The organism is Tenacibaculum sp. M1.3A, from assembly GCF_057732375.1.
In genome coordinates, this window is sequence record NZ_JBYJEF010000001.1 from 181,603 (window position 1) to 202,551 (window position 20,949).

Consider the following 20,949-nt stretch of genomic DNA (forward strand, 5'->3'; position numbering starts at 1 on the left):
ATAATACAAATATCTTAATAAAGATTAAAGAAACACTATTAATTAAAGCTATTATCTTTAAGAAGTAATGCCTAAGTTTTCTTGTATAAATTTAACAATATTGTTTTCTATCCATCTACTATCCGTATCATTAAACGAACTTATAAAACCTACGTGGCCACCGTAATTTGGAGTTAATAAATGAAAAATAGTAGAGTTTTTAGCTTCATCAAAAGGATAACATTCTTTAGATAAAAAACTGTCATCTAATGAGTTTATTAATAAAGAAGGTACTTTTATCTTGGTTATATATGGTTTGGCACTTGCTTTTATCCAGTAATCTTCAGAGCTTTTAAACCCGAAAACAGGCACTGTGTATTGTTTTTCTAAATGACGAAACTTTGTTGCTTTAAATAATAAATCTTTATTTAAATTAAATTCGGGAAACTTTTCTGCTTTTTCAAGCATTTTAAGTTTTATAGATTTTATAAATTCGTTTAAATAAATTTTGTTTTTTAACTTTAATAATTCTGCTTGTGAACTTGTTAAATCAATAGGAACAGAAACCGCAATTCCGCCTTTAACTTCCGTAGGAATATCATCATATTCTCCTAAATATTTTAAAGTTAAATTTCCACCAAGACTAAAACCTACAATAATTATATTTTCATAATTATAATTGGCAGTAAGGTGTTTAATAATAAAATCTACATCATCTGTTTTTCCGCTATGATAGGTTTGTAGTATAAGATTATCCTCTCCGCTACAACTGCGTAGGTTCATGCAAACAGTATCAAAACCAGTTTTGTTTAATTGATTGGCAGTTGTAATCATATAATTAGATTGCGCACTTCCTTCTAAACCATGAATTAATAGTACCAATGTTTTAGAACCGATACAAGAAAAATCTAAATCTATAAAATCGGCATCCCAAGTGGTAAGTCTTTTTCGTTGGTACTTAATTGTATCCTTCATAAACAAAGGACGATACATTGTGTTAAAATGTGCACTTTTAAAAGGAAAAGTCGGATTAAAATCAGTAGTAAGAATAGGCATGGTTTTCGTTTTATAGCAAGTGTTTACAAATATGATAAAAAAATAGTAAAATGTAAAACTGATAAAATGATTTCTTATTTTCGCTTTAAATATTAAAAATCGATGAAAAAACATATTCCGAACTTATTAACATTAGGGAATTTATTATGCGGTACGATTGCCATTATCTTTGCTCTTAAAGGCGATTTTGTAGGAACCGCTGTTTTGGTAACAGCAGGAATTGTATTTGATTTTTTTGATGGTTTTGTAGCCAGAATGTTAAATGTACAAGGAGAATTAGGTAAGCAATTAGATAGTTTGGCTGATATGGTAACAAGTGGAGTAGTGCCAGGTATTGTAATGTTGCAACTTTTAATTAATAGCTTAGGAGTTAATGAAGTAAGTTACTTTGCAACAGATGGCAATGGTAGTAATTTGCCATATATAGGTTTGTTATTAACTTTAGGAGCATGTTATAGATTGGCTAACTTTAATATTGATACAAGACAGTCAGATTCCTTTATAGGTTTACCAACACCTGCAATGACATTATTAGTGATTTCTTTGCCGTTAATAGTTGAGTTCTCTAATCAATCTTTTTTTATTGATTTAATAACGAATCAATACTTCCTGATAGCAGTAACAGTATTATTAACTTTTTTAATGAATGCTGAAATTCCGTTGTTTGCCTTAAAATTTAAAACTTTCGGATTTAAAGAAAATGCATTAAAATATATCTTTATAGCACTGTCTATCATATTTTTAATAGTTATTAAGTTTGTAGCAGTACCTTTAATAATATTAGTATATGTAGGATTATCAATGTTTAATAATTTAAAGAAAGCGTAATTTATAATTAAATATAGAACAAAAAAAAGGAGCTTTTAAGCTCCTTTTTTTTTGTAAGTTTTAAGATTAAAACTTTTTCTTTTTTAGTTCGAAATCTTTACCAAGATATACGCGACGTACAGTTTCATCTTCTGCTAGTTCTTCGGGAGTTCCTTCTTTTAAAATACTTCCATTATACATCAAGTAAGTTCTATCAGTAATTGCTAGTGTAGCTTGCACATCATGATCAGTAATTAAAATACCAATGTTTTTTGTTTTAAGCTTAGCTACAATTCCCTGAATATCTTCTACCGCAATAGGGTCTACACCCGCAAAAGGTTCATCTAATAAAATAAACTTCGGATCAGACGCTAAACAACGTGCAATTTCTGTTCTACGACGTTCACCACCAGAAAGTAAATCTCCGCGGTTTTTACGAACATGATCTAAACTAAATTCATCAATTAATTCTTCTAACCGTTTTTTTCTTTCTGATTTAGATCTGTCTGTAAATTCTAAAACCGACATGATGTTATCTTCTACAGATAATTTTCTAAAAACAGAAGCTTCTTGCGCTAAATACCCAATTCCTTTCTGAGCACGTTTGTACATTGCATCGTCAGTAATTTCTTGATCATCTAAATAAATATTACCAAAATTAGGTTTTACCATTCCTACAATCATATAAAAAGAAGTTGTTTTTCCAGCTCCATTTGGGCCTAATAAACCAATGATTTCTCCTTGTTCTACTTCTAGCGAAATACCTTTTACAACCTTTCTACTGCCGTAAAGTTTTTGTATATTATCTGCTCTTAACTTCATTGATTATTAATTGCTTTTTTTATAAATGATTGTACTAAAATACAGAAAAACTATAAATTGATAGCTTAATAATTTGTTAACTATTTTCTTCTAATGATTCCCAGAATTCAACGGCACGTCGTAAATGCGGAATTAAAATGGTTCCACCAACTAATGTAGCAATACCCATAGTTTCCATCATTTCTTCTTTGGTTACTCCGTTTTTATGAGCAGTTTCTAAATGGTATGCAATACAATCATCGCAACGTAAAACTGCAGATGCTACTAAACCAAGTAATTCTTTAGTTTTTGTTGGTAAATGACCTTTTTTAAATGCGTTCGTATCTAAATTATAAATACGTTTGATAATTTTATTATCACCAGCTAAAATTTTATCATTCATTTTAGCTCGGTAGTCGTTAAACTCTTGGACTTTTTGAGACATTCTTTTTATTTTGTTTTTTTAAGACATATTGTGATACATGAATACTTATTTCATACAGTATCATTATTGGTACCGAAACGATTATTTGACTAGCAACGTCTGGTGGTGTTATAATTGCTGATAATACTAAAACAACAACTAATGCGTGTTTACGATATTTACGCAAAAATTGGGGTGTTATCAAACCTATCTTAGTAAGAAAAAAGATAACAACAGGTAGTTCGAAAAAGATGGCTACACCTAACAATGTATTTGTTATTAAACTGATATATGCACCTAGTTTAAAATTTTTAACAATAGAACCTCCAATAGAAAAGTTATAAAAGAAAAATATTGACATTGGTAAAATAACGTAATAACTAAAAAGTATTCCTAAAAAGAATAGGAAAGAAGAAGTGAAAATAAATCCTCTTGATTTTTTTCTTTCGCTACTATGTAATCCTGGTGCTATAAACCTCCAGAATTCCCATAATATATAAGGAAAGGAAACAATAAAACCTAAAATTAATGAAGACCAAATTCCTGTCATTAATTCTTCTGTAGGATTTAGTACTTGTAACTCGCGCGCAAACTCAATATTGCAAAAACTACTATCTATACCGATTGCTGTAAATACGTTACAAAAAAACTGATAAGTAGTGAAATCTGGTTTTAAATGCGCTAATAAAAACTCATCAAAAATAAAATTTATATTAGCAAAAACGATTATTGCTACCACAAAAATAGCCGCAAAACTTCTAACCAAATGCCATCTTAATTCTTCAAGATGGTCTAAAAAAGACATTTCTTTTACAGCCATATTAAATTATATCTTTTTTAATTAAATCAAGCAAATAGCAATACTCTTCATTACTGTTTAAATTGAAAATAAAATTTACACCATCAACAAACAAACTATCTAATAATTTTGCTAAATTAGCAATAGCATTACTTTCTAAAAGTATGGTTTCTTTTGCTGTTGAGAGAATTGCGTTTGCGTCTTTCAAGTTAAAAAAGTTTTTAGTAATTTATAGAGTGTAAAAATAAGAATATTTAAGAAGAAAACTTTTTAATAAAAATAAAATTTACTTAGTTAATGTAAAGTTTTTTTGTAAATTAGTTTGCATTTTTAATTTTTGATATTAGGAGATGAATATAGAGCAGTCGGAGTTATATGGATCATTAAAAAAAATATTTGGTTTTAACCAATTTAAAGGTCTACAGGAAAAAGTTGTAAAGAGTATTTTAAACAACGAAAACACATTCGTAATAATGCCTACTGGTGGAGGGAAATCTCTTTGCTACCAGTTACCAGCATTAATGAAAGAAGGAACCGCAATAGTTGTTTCTCCTTTAATAGCTTTGATGAAAAATCAAGTAGATGCTATTAGAGGTATTTCTGAAGAACATGGAATTGCCCATGTACTAAACTCTTCATTAAACAAATCGGAAGTAGCACAAGTAAAGGCGGATATCGAAAACGGAATAACAAAACTTTTATATGTTGCGCCTGAATCTTTGGTAAAAGAAGAGTATGCTGAGTTTTTAAGAAACCAAACAATCTCTTTTGTTGCAATTGATGAAGCTCATTGTATTTCTGAATGGGGTCATGATTTTAGACCAGAATACCGAAACTTACGTACAATTATCAAACAGATTGATAATGTGCCTATTATTGGTTTAACAGCTACAGCTACCGAAAAAGTACAAGAAGATATTCTTAAAACTTTAGGAATGAGTGATGCAAATGTGTTTAAAGCATCATTTAATAGGCCTAATTTATTTTATGAAGTACGACCAAAGACAAAAGATATTGAAAAAGATATTATTCGTTTTATAAAACAACGAATTGGTAAAACAGGAATTATATACTGTTTAAGTCGCAAAAAAGTAGAAGAAATAGCACAAGTTTTACAAGTAAACGGTATTAATGCACTTCCTTATCATGCAGGATTAGATGCAAAAAAACGAGCAAAACATCAAGATATGTTTTTGATGGAAGATTGTGATGTTATTGTAGCTACCATTGCTTTTGGAATGGGAATAGATAAACCAGATGTTCGTTATGTTATTCACCATGATATTCCTAAAAGTTTAGAAAGTTATTACCAAGAAACCGGTCGTGCAGGTCGTGATGGAGGAGAAGGGTATTGTTTAACTTTTTACTCATATAAAGACATAGAAAAACTCGAGAAGTTTATGGCAAACAAACCTGTTGCAGAGCAGGAAGTTGGTCATGCATTACTGCAAGAAGTTGTTGGTTATGCAGAAACGTCTATGAACAGGCGTAAATATATATTACATTATTTTGGGGAAGAGTTTGATGCTGTAACTGGAGAAGGAGCTGAATTGGATGACAATATGCAAAATCCAAAAAAACAACACGAAGCAAAAGATGAAGTAAAAACATTATTGTCTGTAATTAGAGACACTAATGAGATGTACAAGCCTAAAGAAGTTGTAAACACAATAATAGGTTCACAAAATGCATTGTTAAAATCACATAAAACTACGGCTCAACCTTTTTTCGGAATAGGAAAAGATAAAAACAATCATTATTGGATGGCGTTAATTCGCCAGGTATTGGTGGTAGATTTAATTAAGAAAGAAATTGAACAGTACGGTGTTTTAAAGTTAACCAAAAAAGGAAAGGAGTTTATAAAAAATCCAACCTCTTTTATGATGACAGAAAATCATGTGTATGCTACGGATGATGAAGGAATAATCATTGCAAACCAAAAGTCGGTCGGTGGTGTAGATGCTAAATTGGTAGCTATGTTAAAAGATTTACGTAAAAGTGTAGGTAAGCGTTTAGGAGTGCCTCCTTTTGCAGTTTTTCAAGATCCGTCTTTAAATGATATGGCTTTAAAATACCCAATAACATTAGAAGAACTATCTAAAGTTCATGGTGTAGGTGAAGGAAAATCAAAGAAATTCGGTAAAGATTTTGTAACACTTATTACAACTTATGTAGCCGAAAATGATATTATGCGTCCTGATGATTTAATCGTTAAGAGTATAGGTGTAAATTCTGGATTAAAGCTTTTTATTATTCAGAATACAGATAGAAAATTACCTTTAGAGGATATTTCTAAATCAAAAGGGCTAAGTATGGCAGAGTTATTAAAAGAAATGGAAGCAATTGTGTTTTCAGGAACTAAGTTAAATATAGATTATGCGGTTGAAGACTTGTTAGATGAAGATCAACAAGAAGAAATACATGACTATTTTATGGAATCTGAAACAGATAAAATTCAAGAGGCATTAGATGAGTTTGATGGTGATTATGATGAAGATGAATTGCGTTTAATGCGTATTAAATTTACAAGTGAAATAGCAAATTAAAATAATCTATTAATAAATACCAAAGTACTAGATTATATTACCGCTAAAAATAAATGGACGCAAGAGTTAAAGCTCTTGCGTTCTGTTTTATTAGAATTATCATTAGAAGAAACGATTAAATGGGGAGCACCAGTTTATGTTTGCAAAAATAAAAACATTGTGGGTTTATCTGCTTTTAAAAATTATTGCGGACTTTGGTTTTTTCAAGAAATGTTTTTAAATGATGATAAAAAAGTATTGAAAAATGCTCAAGAAGAAAAAATACATGCGATGCGTCAATGGCAGTTTTATGCATTAAATCAAATTGATGTAGTTTTAGTGAAGGGATATGTATTAGAAGCTATTCAGAATTCTGAAAACGGAAAAGAATTTAAACCAATTAAAAACACTAAACCGTTAATAATTCCAACCGAATTGCAAGTGAAATTAGATGATAATGATGCTTTAAGAGAGTATTTTACTAATTTTTCACTTAGCAAAAAAAGAGAGTATGCAAATTATATTTCTGAAGCAAAACGAGAAACAACGAAGTATAAAAGGTTAAATAAAATTACACCTATGATTCTAAAAGGAATGGGACTTCATGATAAATATAAAAACTGCTAGTTTATTGTTATCATATCAATAGTTGTGGTAGAATCACATCTAACAATATATAAATCGATATGTTTTAAACTGTCTTTTCCTGTAATAAAGTATTCAGGACAAGGTTTTATACGAGATTTACTTTTTCCGAAATCAACATCTCCATTTTTTAAAATAGCAGATACAGTTGCAGTATCAATAGCCGAATTTTTTAAAACCTGTTTTGCTGTATCAGAAAATAATCTTTTTCTAATTCGAATTGTTTTTAAGGTACGAGCGTCCATTCCGTAATCAAAAGAAACATCTTTACCCTTCCAAATAAATAATACAATTAAAGAACCGAAACCTAATCCGATTGCATAATAACCAAAACGTTTTAAAAATTGCATAGTAAAATTTTGTGATCGCAAAAGTAAGTAAAAAACAGCTTATAAAATCAATAAATTAATATCTCTGTAAGGCAAGTCAAACCAATCAGCTACCGTTTTATTTGTTAGAATTCCGTGATAAAAATACATTCCGTTACGCAAGCTTCTATCAAAACGAGCAGCATTTTCAAATCCGCCTTCTTCTGCAATATTTAATAAATATGGAGTAAATATATTACTAATAGAAACTGATGCAGTACGTGCATATCGCGAAGGAATGTTTGGTACACAATAATGAATCACACCATGTTGTGTAAAAGTAGGTTTACTATGTGTAGTAACTTTAGAAGTTTCGAAACATCCACCACGATCAATACTAACATCAACAATAACAGCACCATCTTTCATTTGTTCAATCATACCTTCTGTAACAATTACAGGAGAACGATCTTTACCTCTAATAGCCCCAATAACAACGTCACACCGCATTAAAGCTTTTGTTAATGTTTTAGGCTGAACGGTAGAGGTGTATATAGGCGATTGCACGCAGTGTTGTAGTTTTCTTAATTTGGTAATAGAATTATCAAAAACCTTTACACGAGCTCCTAATCCGATAGCAAAACGTGCCGCGAATTCACCAACAGTACCAGCACCTAATATTACTACATCACTTGGTGGTACACCACCAATATTTCCTAATAATAAACCGTTACCACCGTTAGATGTTGTCATTAATTCGGCTGCGATATGCATAGAAGCAATCCCAGCAATTTCACTTAATGATTTTACGATTGGATATACTCCGTGTTCGTCTTTTATATAATCAAAAGCAACAGCCGTAATTCGTTTACTAGCCAAAGCTTCAAAGTATTTTTTATCTTGAGTTTTGAGTTGTAAAGCTGATATTAAAACGGTTTGCGGGTTTAACATTTTAACTTCATCTAAAGAAGGTGGTGCTACTTTTAAAACGATAGTACACCCAAAAGCTTCTTTGGTATTGTAGGCTATTTTAGCACCTGCATCAGAATATTCTTTATCGCTATAATTAGCGCCATCACCAGCGCCAGCCTCAACAACAACTCTATGGCCGTTTTCAACCAAGGCAGAAACAGCATCGGGAGATAAACTAATGCGTTTTTCTTCAAAATGTGTTTCTTTAGGTAAACCGATAAATAATTCGCCTTTTTGTCTTTTTATTTCAAGCATTTCGGGTTGCGGCATTAATTGCTCTTTGGTAAAAGGCGAAATAGAACTCATTATAACTAGTTGTTTGTTAGTTGAATATTACGTTGACCGTTCTCTAAAAGATTAATTTTTACAGTAACAGCATCTAAAGGTAGTAAATTTTTAACATTTTCGGGCCATTCAATTAGGCACCAATTATTGCTATATAAATAATCTTCAACGCCCATATCGTAAGCTTCTTCTTCGTGTTCGATGCGATAAAAATCAAAATGATAAACAATATCACTATTGCTTGTTTGATACTCGTTTACCAGAGAGAAAGTGGGAGAGTGCGCAACATCTTCAACACCCAAAACTTTGCAAATCTCTTTTATTAAAGTTGTTTTACCAACACCCATATCACCATAAAAAAGCAATACTTTGTTCTGAGCATTTTTTACAATGTCTTCAGCTATTAGGGTTAATTCGTTTAAAGAATAATTTTTGTTCATAGTAAGCAAAAATAGAAAACTATAATATGTTTATAAAATTATTTAGGACTATAAATAGCACATGGAATAATTACTTCTTCTAATGATATACCACCATGCTGATACGTGTTTTTAAAGTACTTTACAAAATGATTGTAGTTGTTTGGGTATGCAAAAAACAAATCTTCTTTGGCAAAAATAAATGGACTGTTTATAGCAATACTGGGTAAAAATATGTCTTTCGGATTCTTAACAGCAAACACATCTTTATCTTCATAACTTAAACTTCTACCAGTTTTGTAACGCAAATTAGAACTGATGTTTTTATCCCCAACTACTTTTGTTGGGTTTTTAGCGTTAATAGTACCATGATCGGTAGTAATAATCAGTTTTTGCCCTAGTTTTTGTGCTTTCTGAATAATATCATATAAAGGTGAGTTTTTAAACCAACTAACAGAAAGTGATCTATATGCTTTATCATCACCTGCAAGCTCTTTAATAACTTCCATTTCGGTTTTAGCATGCGATAACATATCTACAAAATTATAAACAACCACTGTTAAATCGTTTTGCTTTGTACCGTTATAGTTATCGGCTAATTCTTTACCACTTTTAAGTGATACAATTTTATAATATTCGTGTTTAATGCTTAATTTTAATCTTTTTATTTGAGCATCTAAAAAATCGAGTTCAAATAAATTTTTCCCACCTTCTTCTGTGTCATTTCTCCAAAAATCAGGGTGTTTTTTTTCCATTTCCGAAGGCATCAGTCCAGAAAAAATAGCATTACGAGCATATTGTGTTGCAGTAGGTAAAATACTATAATAAGAATGTTCTGCTTCTTTTTTATAATAATTATTGATAAAAGGCTCTAAAACACGGTATTGATCGTAACGAAGATTATCTATTACAACCAATAAAACTCCTTGCTCTTTTGATAGCGTAGGAACTACATAGTCTTTAAATAATGTGTGCGAAAAAGTAGGTTTATCATCACTAGTAAGCCAATTTTGATAATTCTTTTTGATGAATTTAAAAAACTGTGAATTTGCTTCGGACTTCTGAGATTCTAAAATCTCTAGCATTCCAGTATCATTAATGTTTTCTAACTCTAACTCCCAATGGACTAATTTTTTATATAACTCTGCCCATTCTTCATAAGAATTTACCATGGCTAAATCCATCGATATTTTTCTGAATTCTTGTTGATAATTAGAAGTGGTTTTTTCGGAGATTAAACGAGAATGATCTAAGTTTTTCTTTAAACTTAATAATATCTGATTCGGATTTACAGGTTTTATTAAATAATCGGCTATTTTAGATCCAATAGCTTCTTCCATTATATATTCTTCTTCACTTTTGGTAATCATTACCACAGGAAGATTTGCGTTTTTTTGTTTGATGGCAGCCAGCGTTTCTAAACCAGTGATTCCTGGCATGTTTTCATCTAAAAAAACAATATCAAAATTTTGTTCATCAACTAAATCTATAGCATCAGCACCATTTGTAGATGTGGTTACAACGTAATTTTTCTTTTCTAAAAACAAAATGTGTGGTTTTAATAAATCTATTTCATCATCAACCCAAAGTATATCTATATTTCTCATCATAATTTTCATGTCTTTATACTAAATTAACGCTCTTAAATGTATTTGTTGTACATCTAAAAGCTAAAAATACGTTAATAAAGCTTTTGTTAATTTGGTTTTGTAGATAAATTATGATTCTTTTGTTTAAAATTGAAATATTAAGATATTTTGAACAGTCAGAAAACGAACAAATTAAAGATTATTAACGATCCTATTTACGGGTTTATTACCATCCCAAATTCTTTAATATTTGATATTATAGAGCATCCTTATTTTCAACGCTTAAGAAGAGTGAAACAAATGGGATTATCTAGTATGGTGTATCCTGGAGCTAATCATACGCGATTTCACCATGCAATTGGTTGTATGCATTTAATGCAAAAAGCAGTATATATATTAAGGAATAAAAATGTAGCCATTTCTGATGAAGAAGCAAACGCTTTGTATGTAGCTATTTTATTGCATGATATTGGTCATGGTGCTTTTTCTCATGCTTTAGAGCATAGTATTGTTAATGGTGTTTCACACGAGGAGATTTCATTAAAATTTATGAGAGTTTTAAATGATGAGTTTGACGGGCAATTAAGTTTGGCTATTCAAATTTTTGAAGGAAAATATCACAGAGAATTTTTATATCAGTTAATATCAAGTCAATTAGATATTGATCGATTAGATTATTTAAAAAGAGATAGTTTTTATACAGGGGTTACCGAAGGTAATATTTCTTCAGATCGTTTAATTGCAATGATGAATGTTGTAAATGATGAATTAGTTATAGAACAAAAAGGAATTTATTCTGTAGAGAAATTTATTATTGCTCGACGTTTAATGTATTGGCAAGTTTATTTACATAAAACAGGCTTGGTTGCAGAAAACACATTGGTAAATGTATTAAAAAGAGCCAAAGAATTAGCTACAAAAGGAGTTGAATTACCAGCAAGTAGTGCTTTAAAGTATTTTTTATATAATCCCATTACCGAAAATAATTTTACAAACAAAACATTAAAAATATTTTCAGAGTTAGATGATTATGATGTTATGTCGGCAATAAAAGAATGGGTGCATCATGAAGATTTTGTACTTTCTTCTTTAGCAAAAATGATTATTCATAGAAATCTTTTAAAGATTGAAATTCAAGACGAACCATTTACAGAAAAGTATAAAAATGAAATTCATAAAAAAATTTCAGAAAACAATAGCATAGAAAAAGAGGATTTAAATTATTTTGTTTTATCAAATAAAATTAAGCATCAGGCATATAACACTAATAAACCAATTAAAATTTATACAAAAAAAGGTAAGTTAAAAGATATTGCAAAAGCCTCTGATCAATTAAATTTAAAGGCTTTATCTAAGCCAGTTATTAAATACTATTTGTGTTATCCTAAAAAAACAAGTTTAATTTAATTGTTAAATAACTCTAATTGGAAGTAATTAAACAAAAATAATTACTTTTGCATTCAATGAAATTTACAGCAGAACAAATAGCGGGTATATTAGAAGGAGAAATTATAGGTGATTCTAACGCAGAAGTATCTAAACTTTCAAAGATAGAAGAAGGTACAGAAGGGTCTCTTACTTTTTTATCTAATCCTAAATATAATTCATACATATATACTACTAATGCAAGTATCGCAATAGTAAACAAAAACTTTGAATTAGAAAGTGAAATAACTACAACCTTAATTAAGGTTGATGATGCTTATGCTTCATTTTCTAAATTATTAGAGTTTTATAATGAAGTTAAAAACAATAAACAAGGTAGAGAAAATCCGCATTTCATAGCTGATTCTGCATCTGTAGGAGAAAATGAATACATCGGTGCTTTTGCTTATATTGGAGAAAATGTTGTTTTAGGAAAAAATGTAAAAATTTATCCGAATTCTTATATTGGAGACAATTCAAAAATAGGAGATAATACAACTATTTATGCTGGAGTAAAGATTTATTCAGAAACGGAAATAGGTTTTAATTGTAAAATTCATTCAGGAAGTGTTATTGGTTCTGACGGATTTGGGTTTGCACCTACGGAAAGCGGTGAATATACAACGATACCTCAAATAGGAAATGTTATTATTGAAGATAATGTTGATATAGGGGCAAATTCTACAATAGATAGAGCTACATTAGGATCTACAATTATTAGAAAAGGAGTGAAGTTAGACAACCAAATACAGGTTGCTCATAATGTAGAAATAGGTAAAAATACCGTAATAGCATCGCAAACTGGTATTGCAGGATCTGCAAAAGTAGGTGAGAGTTGTATGATTGGAGGTCAGGTTGGTATTGTTGGACATATTACAATAGGTAACAATGTACGAATACAAGCACAATCAGGAATAGGAAAAAGTATAAAAGATAATGATGTAGTTCAGGGAACACCAGCATTTGGATATTCAGATTATAGTAAATCATACGTTTACTTTAAAAATTTACCAAAGCTAGCATCAACAGTACATAAAATTGAAAAAGAGTTAAATGCTCAAAAAATAAAAAATGAGTAAGCAACAAAAAACAATACAAAACGAAATAACATTATCAGGTGTAGGATTGCACACAGGTAATGAAGTAACAATGGTATTTAAACCAGCTCCAATAAATCACGGATTTGCATTTGTAAGAGTTGATTTAGAAGGTGCACCTATAATACAGGCAAAAGCAGAATTTGTAACCAATACCCAAAGAGGAACAAATATTGAGAATAAAGGTGTGCAAATTCAAACATCAGAGCATGTTTTAGCAGCAGCTGTAGGTTTAGATATCGATAATTTAATTATTGAGATTGATGCTTCAGAGCCTCCTATTATGGATGGTTCTTCAAAGTTTTTTATTAAAGCATTAGAAGAAGCAGTAATTGTAGAACAAGATGCACCGATTGAAGAATATGTTGTAAAAGAAATTATTTCATACAAGGATGAAGCTACAGGTAGTGAAATTATCTTAATGCCTTCTGATGAGTATCAAGTAACTACAATGGTTGATTTTGGAACTAAAATTTTAGGAACTCAAAATGCAACTTTAGATAAAATATCAGATTTTAAAGAACATATTTCAGCAGCAAGAACTTTTAGTTTTTTACATGAAATAGAAATGTTATTAGAGCATAACCTTATTAAAGGAGGTGATTTAAATAATGCCATTGTATATGTTGATAAAGAATTATCTGCAAGTACTACTGAAAAATTAAAGAAAGCTTTTAATAAAGAAGATATTAAAATACAGTCTAACGGAATTTTAGATAATCTAGAATTACATTGGGCAAACGAAGCTGCACGTCATAAATTATTAGACGTAATTGGTGATTTAGCATTAGTTGGTACCCGTATTAGAGGTAAAGTTATAGCTAACAAGCCAGGTCATTTAGTGAATACAGTATTTGCTAAGAAGTTGGCAAAAATTATAAAGCAAGAAAAACGTAATAACGTTCCTAAATATGATTTAAACCTTCCTCCATTAATGGATATCCATCAAATAATGGAAGTTTTACCTCACAGACCACCATTTTTATTAATTGATAGAATTTTAGAGTTATCAGATAAACATGTGGTTGGTATGAAAAATGTAACAATGAATGAAAATTTCTTTGTTGGTCATTTTCCAGGAGCACCAGTAATGCCAGGAGTTTTACAAGTAGAAGCAATGGCTCAATGTGGTGGTGTATTAGTATTAAATACAGTACCAGATCCAGAAAATTATTTAACTTATTTCATGAAAATGAATAATGTTAAGTTTAAACAAAAAGTATTACCAGGAGATACCTTAACTTTTAAATGTGAGTTGATAACACCTATTAGAAGAGGTATTTGTCATATGCAAGCTTATGCTTATGCAAACGGAAAAGTAGTAGCAGAAGCAGAATTAATGGCACAAATAGCAAAAAAACAATAGTTTTATGAACCAACCACTTGCATACGTACATCCACAAGCTAAAATTGCTCGAAATGTAGTGATAGAACCTTTTACAACCATACATTCTAATGTAGAAATTGGTTCAGGAACATGGATAGGATCTAATGTTACCATTATGGAGGGAGCTCGTATTGGTAAAAATTGCAGAATTTTTCCGGGAGCAGTAATTTCTGCTATTCCCCAAGATTTAAAATTTGCAGAAGAAGAAACAACCGTAGTAATTGGCGACAATGTAACGATAAGAGAATGTGTTACCATAAATAGAGGTACATCTGATAGAATGAAAACTGTTATTGGAGACAATTGTTTAATAATGGCATATTGCCATATTGCACATGATTGTTATGTTGGTGAAAATTGTATTTTTTCAAATAACACCACTTTAGCAGGTCATGTTACTATTGGCGATAATGTAGTATTAGCAGGTATGGTTGCAGTACATCAATTTGCATCAGTAGGTAATCATGCTTTTGTAACCGGAGGATCTTTGGTTCGTAAAGATGTTCCGCCATATGTAAAAGCAGCTCGTGAACCATTATCATACGTAGGTATTAATTCTGTAGGTTTACGAAGAAGAGGATATGCGATAGAGAAAATCAGGGAAATTCAAGATATTTATAGAATATTATTCCAGCAAAATTATAATTACTCGCAAGCGATTGATATAATTGAAGCAGAAATGGAGGCAACTTCTGAACGTGATGAAATTATTCAGTTTATAAAAGATTCGCATCGTGGAATTATGAAAGGATACTTTAAATCAAATTAAGCATAAAAAATTAAATAGTTGAAAAATTAGTAAATAATTATTTCAACATAAAAATAAATAAAAAATGGCTACAACATCAGATATTAAAAACGGATTATGCATGAGATACAACAACGATATTTATAAAGTTGTTGAATTTTTACATGTTAAACCAGGAAAAGGACCTGCTTTTGTAAGAACAAAATTAAAAAGTGTAACCAACGGTAAAGTTGTTGATAATACCTTTCCTTCAGGAAGAAAAATTGATGATGTTAGAGTAGAAACACATAAATTTCAATATTTATATAAAGAAGGAGAAACGTTTCATTTTATGAATCAAGAAGACTATACTCAAATTACCTTAGAGAAAAGTGCTTTAGATTCACCTGATTTAATGAAAGAAGGAGAAGTGGTAACTATTATCATTAATTCTGAAGACGACATGCCTTTATCTGTAGATATGCCTGCGAGTGTAATTTTAGAAGTTACGCATACAGAGCCAGGAGTTAAAGGAAATACAGCAACAAACGCGACAAAACCAGCTACGATGGAATCTGGAGCAATTGTAAATGTGCCACTATTTATTAATGAAGGAGATAAAATAAAGGTAGAAACTACCAAAGGAACATACCAAGAAAGAGTTAAAGAATAATAACAATTCCCGCTTTTTGCGGGAATTTCTTTTTTACAATGAAATTTAAACAAACACAAACCTTAGAACAAATAGCAACCTTATTAAAGGTTGAGTTTGTAGGTGATAAAAATTTTCCTGTTAAAGGAATTAATGAAATTCATGTTGTAGAACATGGTGATATTGTTTTTGTAGATCATCCTAAATATTATGATAAAGCCTTAAATTCGGCGGCAACCACTATTTTAATCAACAAAGAAGTCGTTTGTCCTGAAGGAAAATCTTTATTAATTTCTGATGATCCTTTTCGTGATTTTAATAAAATAACCAAACATTTTAATCCGTTTATAGCATCAAAAGAAAGTATTTCTAACACTGCAATTATAGGAGCAGGAACAATTATACAGCCAAATGTTTTTATTGGTGATGATGTTTCTATAGGTAAAAATTGTGTAATTCATCCTAATGTTACTATTTATAGCAATACAATTATAGGTAATAATGTAACAATTCATGCAAATACTGTTTTAGGAGCTGATGCTTTTTATTATAAAAACAGACCCGAAGGGTTTGATAAATTAATTTCAGGAGGAAGGGTTGTTTTAGAGGATAATGTAGATTTAGGAGCTTCTTGTACTATAGATAAAGGAGTAACAGGAGATACCACAATTGGCGCAGGTACAAAAATTGATAATCAAGTACATGTTGGTCATGATACGGTTATTGGTGAAAAATGTTTAATAGCATCTCAAACGGGTATTGCAGGTTGTGTTATTATTGAAGATGAAGTTACAATTTGGGGGCAAGTAGGAACCAATAGCGGAATTACCATTGGTAAAGGAGCTGTTATTCTAGGACAAACAGGTGTAACGAAATCTGTAGCAGGAGGAAAATCGTATTTTGGTACACCAATTTCAGAATCAAGAGAAAAGTTAAAAGAGTTAGCAGGAATTAAACATCTGCTTAGAGAACAAAAAAAGAAATAAAAGCTTTACAAATCGATTACAAAAAACTATTTTTGTGAAGCTTAAAATTAAATAAAAATATACCAATGAGTGTTTTAGTAAATAAAGATTCAAAAATTATAGTTCAAGGATTTACAGGTAGTGAAGGTACTTTTCACGCTGGTCAAATGATCGATTACGGTACAAATGTCGTAGGAGGTGTAACACCAGGTAAAGGAGGTCAAGAGCATATCGGTAAACCAGTTTTTAATACAGTTGATGAAGCTGTACAAAAAGTAGGAGCAGATACTTCTATTATTTTTGTACCACCAGCATTTGCTGCTGATGCTATTATGGAGTCTGCTGAAGCAGGAATTAAAGTAATTATTTGTATTACTGAAGGAATTCCTACTGCTGATATGGTAAAAGTTAAAGCTTATATCGATCAGTTAGATTGTACTTTAGTAGGTCCTAACTGTCCAGGAGTTATTACTCCAGATGAAGCTAAAGTTGGTATTATGCCAGGTTTTATCTTCAAAAAAGGTAAAGTAGGTATCGTTTCTAAATCAGGAACTTTAACATATGAAGCTGCTGATCAGGTTGTAAAACAAGGGTTTGGTATTACTACAGCAATTGGTATTGGTGGAGATCCTATTATTGGAACTACAACAAAAGAAGCTGTTGAGTTATTAATGAACGATGATGAAACTGAAGCAATCGTTATGATTGGTGAAATCGGTGGAAACTTAGAAGCAGAAGCTGCTCGTTGGATTAAAGCTGACGGTAACCGTAAGCCAGTTATTGGTTTTATAGCAGGGCAAACTGCACCAGCTGGTAGAACAATGGGGCATGCAGGTGCAATTGTAGGTGGTGATGATGATACTGCTCAAGCAAAAATGAAAATTTTAGCAGAAAACGGAGTTCATGTTGTTGAATCTCCAGCTAAAATTGGTGAGATGGTAGCAAAAGTATTGTCAAAATAATTTACCAGTAAAAAACTATAAAAGTTTTAAAATATATTTCTTAAAAATCCGTTGAATTTGTAAATTCAACGGATTTTTACATTTAATCAAACTTAAAAAAATATGAAAACAATTAAATTGCTATTTATTAGCATGTTACTTACTACTGCAATAGCGTGTAAGGAAACTAAAACTTCAGAGAAAGAAGTTAAAACCGAGCAACAGTCAGATGTAAGTGGTTACAATTATGAAACGGTAACAAACGATCCAACAGGCTTGCGTTTATATACTTTAAACAATGGTTTAAAAGTATATTTAAGTAAAAATACGGATGAGCCAAAAATTCAAACTTATATTGCTGTTCGTGCAGGTTCTAATTACGATCCTAAAGAATCAACAGGATTAGCACACTATTTAGAGCACATGGTTTTTAAAGGAACTCATAAAATAGGTACTGCAGAATGGGAGAAAGAAAAAGATTATTTAGATACTATTTCGAACTTGTATGAAAAGCACAGAGCAGAAAAAGATGCTGATAAAAAATTAGCATTGTATAAAGAGATAGATAAAATATCTTTAGAGGCATCTAATTATTCAATTGCTAACGAATATGATAAAATGGTATCATCTTTAGGAGCTACAGGTACAAATGCACACACTTGGTTTGAAGAAACGGTATACAAAAACAAAATACCTGCAAACGAATTAAACAAGTGGTTAAACTTAGAATCTGAGCGTTTTAGCACGTTAGTATTACGTTTATTTCATACAGAATTAGAAGCTGTTTTTGAAGAGTTTAATAGAGGACAGGATAACGACGGAAGAAAGCGTTATGCTGCCATGTTAAAAGATTTGTTTCCAAATCATCCTTACGGACAGCAGTCCACTATTGGTACTGCTTCGCATTTAAAGAATCCATCAATGGTTGATATTCATAACTACTTTAACAAATACTATGTGCCAAATAATATGGCAATTGTTTTAGTAGGTGATTTAGATTTTGATACTACCATGAAGCAAATTGATGCTACTTTCGGTAAATTCGAAAAGAAAGAATTAACACATCCAACATTACCAAAAGAAGAAGCGATTACAACTCCTATTATGAGCGAAGTTTTCGGACCAACATCAGAAAGTATTTCTATAGCATACCGTTCTGGTGGTGTAAATACGGAAGATGAGAAGTTTGTAACACTTTGTGATATGATTATGGCAAACGGTAATGCTGGTTTAATCGATTTAAATTTAAATCAAAAGCAAGCTGTACAATATGCTGGTTGTTCTCCAACATTTTTAAATGATTACGGATATCATTCTTTTTCGGGTGCACCTAAATCGGGTCAAACTTTAGATGAAGTTAAAGACTTATTATTAGCGCAAATTGAAAAATTAAAGAAGGGAGAATTTGATGAATGGATGATTGGTGCTGTTGTAAATGATTTAAAATTAAGTCAAACTCGTCAGTATGAAAACAACACTGCTTTAGCTTCTGCTTATTTTAATGCTTTTATTCACCACGAAAACTGGGATGATAAAGTAAAATTTTTAGATGATTTAAAAAAGATTACCAAACAAGAGTTAGTTGATTTTGCAAATAAATTTTATCAAAATAATTACGTGGTAACTTATAAACGTAAAGGTGAAGATAAGAATATAGTAAAAGTTTCTAATCCTGGTATTACGCCAGTAAATTTAAATAGAGGTAAAAGTTCTGAATTTATTACCGAATTTAATAAAACGAAATCTGCGCCATTACAACCTAAATTTGTAGATTATAAAACAGCTATTAAAGAAACTAAAACTGAAAACGGAATTAAAGTTTCTTATGTAGAAAATAAAAATAATGATTTATTTGATATGAATATTATTTTTGATATGGGGAGCGATAATGATAAGAAATTATCTTTAGCTGCAGGATATTTAGAATATGTTGGTACTGATAAATATACAAATGAAGAAATTAAAAAAGAATTTTATAAATTAGGTATTTCTTATTATGTAAGTGCAGGTAACGACAAAACATATGTAGGTTTAAATGGATTAAAAGAAAACTTATCTAAAGGGTTAGAGTTATTAGAACATTTATGGGACAATGCAAAAGCAGATCCTGAAGCATATGATAAATATGTAGCTCAAATTCAGAAAGGTCGCGAAGATGGAAAAACTCAAAAAGGAAATATTTTATTTACAGGTTTAATGAACTATGGTAAGTATGGTGAAAACTCAAGATTAAGAGATATCATGCAAGTAGATGAGTTAAAAGCTGTAAATCCTGAAGAGTTAGTTGCAATAGTTAAAGATATGAAAAACTATAAGCAACGTATTTTTTATTACGGTAAAGATGTAAATGCAGCGGTAGCTTCTTTAAATGAAAACCATAAATTATATGGTGAATTAAAAGAGTATCCAGTAGCAAAAGAATACAAAGAAACTGAAACAGGTGGAAATGTTTTCTTTACAGATTATGATATGGTGCAAACTGAATTAATGTTTTTAGCAAAAGGAGAACCTTTTAAAGCAGAAAACTTAGCAGCTTCAACATTGTTTAATACGTATTTTGGAAGCGGATTATCATCAATCGTTTTTCAAGAAATTAGAGAATCTAAATCATTAGCATACTCTGCATTCGCATCATATAGTAATGCTTCTAAAAAAGGAGATTCTAATTATGTTATGGCTTATGTTGGTACGCAAGCTAATAAATTAGAGCAAGCTGTAGATGCTATGATGGATTTAATGAATAATATGCCAGAGGCTGAAAAGCAATTTAATGCAGCAAAAGAATCAACTTTAAAAAAGTTAGCAGCACAACGTATTACGAAATCTAACATTTTTTGGACTTACGAAGGTTTAAAGAAAAGAGGTATCGAAAACGATCATAGAGAAGCAATGTACAATACCATTAAGAACATGAAAATGGAAGATTTAAAAGCATTTTTTGATAAAAATGTAAAAGGTGAATCTTACAATGTTATGGTAATTGGTAATAAAAAAGACTTAAATGTAGAGTCTTTACAAAAGTTAGGTAAGATTAAAGAGTTAGATGTAGACTACTTATTTAATTATGTAAATGAAAAAAAGATTAAATCTTAATAATTTAAATACTTAATAAATATAAAATCCTGTTAAAGAGTATTCTTTAGCAG

The 20,949-nt window shown here is 30.4% G+C and carries 20 protein-coding genes; 11 read left to right on the plus strand and 9 right to left on the minus strand.

Annotation, left to right across the window (positions count from 1 at the left end; all coding sequences use genetic code 11):
* Positions 1-57: 57 nt before the first annotated feature.
* Positions 58-1,035, minus strand: coding sequence for a YheT family hydrolase (locus tag AC28QF_RS00850; protein ID WP_488200245.1), 978 nt, complete (start codon positions 1,033-1,035; stop codon positions 58-60).
* A gap of 102 nt (positions 1,036-1,137) precedes the next feature.
* On the opposite strand from AC28QF_RS00850, the gene AC28QF_RS00855 reads away from it, so the two are divergent.
* Positions 1,138-1,863, plus strand: a complete 726-nt coding sequence (locus tag AC28QF_RS00855) for a CDP-alcohol phosphatidyltransferase family protein (protein WP_488200244.1) — start codon at positions 1,138-1,140, stop codon at positions 1,861-1,863.
* Between the two features lie 66 nt (positions 1,864-1,929).
* On the opposite strand, the gene lptB is transcribed toward AC28QF_RS00855, so the two are convergent.
* The 4 genes from lptB to AC28QF_RS00875 all read right to left on the minus strand — a co-directional run bounded on the left by lptB (position 1,930) and on the right by AC28QF_RS00875 (position 4,074).
* A complete protein-coding gene (gene lptB / locus AC28QF_RS00860; protein ID WP_483706189.1) occupies positions 1,930-2,664 on the minus strand; it encodes an LPS export ABC transporter ATP-binding protein in 735 nt (244 codons plus the stop codon).
* Between the two features lie 76 nt (positions 2,665-2,740).
* A complete protein-coding gene (locus AC28QF_RS00865; RefSeq protein ID WP_488200243.1) occupies positions 2,741-3,088 on the minus strand; it encodes a carboxymuconolactone decarboxylase family protein in 348 nt (115 codons plus the stop codon).
* A complete protein-coding gene (tatC, locus tag AC28QF_RS00870; RefSeq protein ID WP_488200242.1) occupies positions 3,063-3,887 on the minus strand; it encodes a twin-arginine translocase subunit TatC in 825 nt (274 codons plus the stop codon). The genes AC28QF_RS00865 and tatC overlap by 26 nt, the downstream gene beginning before the upstream one ends.
* A 1-nt stretch (position 3,888) precedes the next feature.
* Positions 3,889-4,074, minus strand: coding sequence for a hypothetical protein (locus AC28QF_RS00875; protein WP_488200241.1), 186 nt, complete (start codon positions 4,072-4,074; stop codon positions 3,889-3,891).
* Between the two features lie 142 nt (positions 4,075-4,216).
* On the opposite strand from AC28QF_RS00875, the gene AC28QF_RS00880 reads away from it, so the two are divergent.
* Together AC28QF_RS00880 and AC28QF_RS00885 are read left to right on the plus strand one after the other, a co-directional pair.
* On the plus strand, positions 4,217-6,412 hold the full coding sequence (locus tag AC28QF_RS00880) for a RecQ family ATP-dependent DNA helicase (RefSeq protein ID WP_488200240.1): 2,196 nt from the start codon (positions 4,217-4,219) through the stop codon (positions 6,410-6,412).
* Between the two features lie 36 nt (positions 6,413-6,448).
* Positions 6,449-7,018, plus strand: a complete 570-nt coding sequence (locus tag AC28QF_RS00885; protein WP_488202406.1) for a YdeI/OmpD-associated family protein — start codon at positions 6,449-6,451, stop codon at positions 7,016-7,018.
* Here the strand turns inward: AC28QF_RS00885 and AC28QF_RS00890 are convergent.
* From AC28QF_RS00890 to porX, 4 genes are read right to left on the minus strand one after another with little or no spacing between them, the layout of a single operon-like run.
* Complete coding sequence (locus tag AC28QF_RS00890) at positions 7,015-7,386, minus strand: DUF4258 domain-containing protein (RefSeq protein WP_488200239.1); 372 nt, start codon at positions 7,384-7,386, stop codon at positions 7,015-7,017. The genes AC28QF_RS00885 and AC28QF_RS00890 overlap by 4 nt on opposite strands.
* 39 nt (positions 7,387-7,425) lie before the next feature.
* Positions 7,426-8,622, minus strand: a complete 1,197-nt coding sequence (locus tag AC28QF_RS00895; RefSeq protein ID WP_488200238.1) for an alanine dehydrogenase — start codon at positions 8,620-8,622, stop codon at positions 7,426-7,428.
* 5 nt (positions 8,623-8,627) lie between these two features.
* Positions 8,628-9,041, minus strand: coding sequence for a tRNA (adenosine(37)-N6)-threonylcarbamoyltransferase complex ATPase subunit type 1 TsaE (gene tsaE, locus AC28QF_RS00900; protein ID WP_488200237.1), 414 nt, complete (start codon positions 9,039-9,041; stop codon positions 8,628-8,630).
* A gap of 38 nt (positions 9,042-9,079) precedes the next feature.
* Complete coding sequence (porX, locus tag AC28QF_RS00905) at positions 9,080-10,627, minus strand: T9SS response regulator signal transducer PorX (protein WP_488200406.1); 1,548 nt, start codon at positions 10,625-10,627, stop codon at positions 9,080-9,082.
* Positions 10,628-10,777: 150 nt separating this feature from the next.
* Here porX and AC28QF_RS00910 point away from each other — a divergent pair, with 150 nt between their 5' ends.
* From AC28QF_RS00910 to AC28QF_RS00945, 8 genes are all read left to right on the plus strand, one after another.
* On the plus strand, positions 10,778-12,016 hold the full coding sequence (locus tag AC28QF_RS00910) for an HD domain-containing protein (RefSeq protein ID WP_488200236.1): 1,239 nt from the start codon (positions 10,778-10,780) through the stop codon (positions 12,014-12,016).
* A gap of 56 nt (positions 12,017-12,072) precedes the next feature.
* Positions 12,073-13,113 (plus strand): UDP-3-O-(3-hydroxymyristoyl)glucosamine N-acyltransferase, encoded by a 1,041-nt coding sequence (lpxD, locus tag AC28QF_RS00915; RefSeq protein ID WP_488200235.1) that lies wholly within the window; start codon positions 12,073-12,075, stop codon positions 13,111-13,113.
* Positions 13,106-14,497, plus strand: a complete 1,392-nt coding sequence (locus AC28QF_RS00920) for a bifunctional UDP-3-O-[3-hydroxymyristoyl] N-acetylglucosamine deacetylase/3-hydroxyacyl-ACP dehydratase (protein ID WP_488200234.1) — start codon at positions 13,106-13,108, stop codon at positions 14,495-14,497. The genes lpxD and AC28QF_RS00920 overlap by 8 nt, the downstream gene beginning before the upstream one ends.
* A 4-nt stretch (positions 14,498-14,501) precedes the next feature.
* The gene (lpxA, locus tag AC28QF_RS00925; protein ID WP_488200233.1) at positions 14,502-15,287 is read left to right on the plus strand and encodes an acyl-ACP--UDP-N-acetylglucosamine O-acyltransferase; all 786 of its coding nucleotides are present in this window, start codon (positions 14,502-14,504) and stop codon (positions 15,285-15,287) included.
* Positions 15,288-15,351: 64 nt separating this feature from the next.
* The gene (gene efp, locus AC28QF_RS00930; RefSeq protein WP_315944901.1) at positions 15,352-15,918 is read left to right on the plus strand and encodes an elongation factor P; all 567 of its coding nucleotides are present in this window, start codon (positions 15,352-15,354) and stop codon (positions 15,916-15,918) included.
* Positions 15,919-15,956: 38 nt separating this feature from the next.
* Complete coding sequence (locus AC28QF_RS00935) at positions 15,957-16,883, plus strand: UDP-3-O-(3-hydroxymyristoyl)glucosamine N-acyltransferase (RefSeq protein WP_488200232.1); 927 nt, start codon at positions 15,957-15,959, stop codon at positions 16,881-16,883.
* 65 nt (positions 16,884-16,948) lie between these two features.
* Positions 16,949-17,824, plus strand: coding sequence for a succinate--CoA ligase subunit alpha (gene sucD / locus AC28QF_RS00940; protein WP_218772562.1), 876 nt, complete (start codon positions 16,949-16,951; stop codon positions 17,822-17,824).
* 102 nt (positions 17,825-17,926) lie between these two features.
* Entirely contained in the window at positions 17,927-20,896 is a 2,970-nt protein-coding gene (locus AC28QF_RS00945; protein ID WP_488200231.1) for a M16 family metallopeptidase, read from the plus strand.
* Positions 20,897-20,949: the final 53 nt, after the last annotated feature.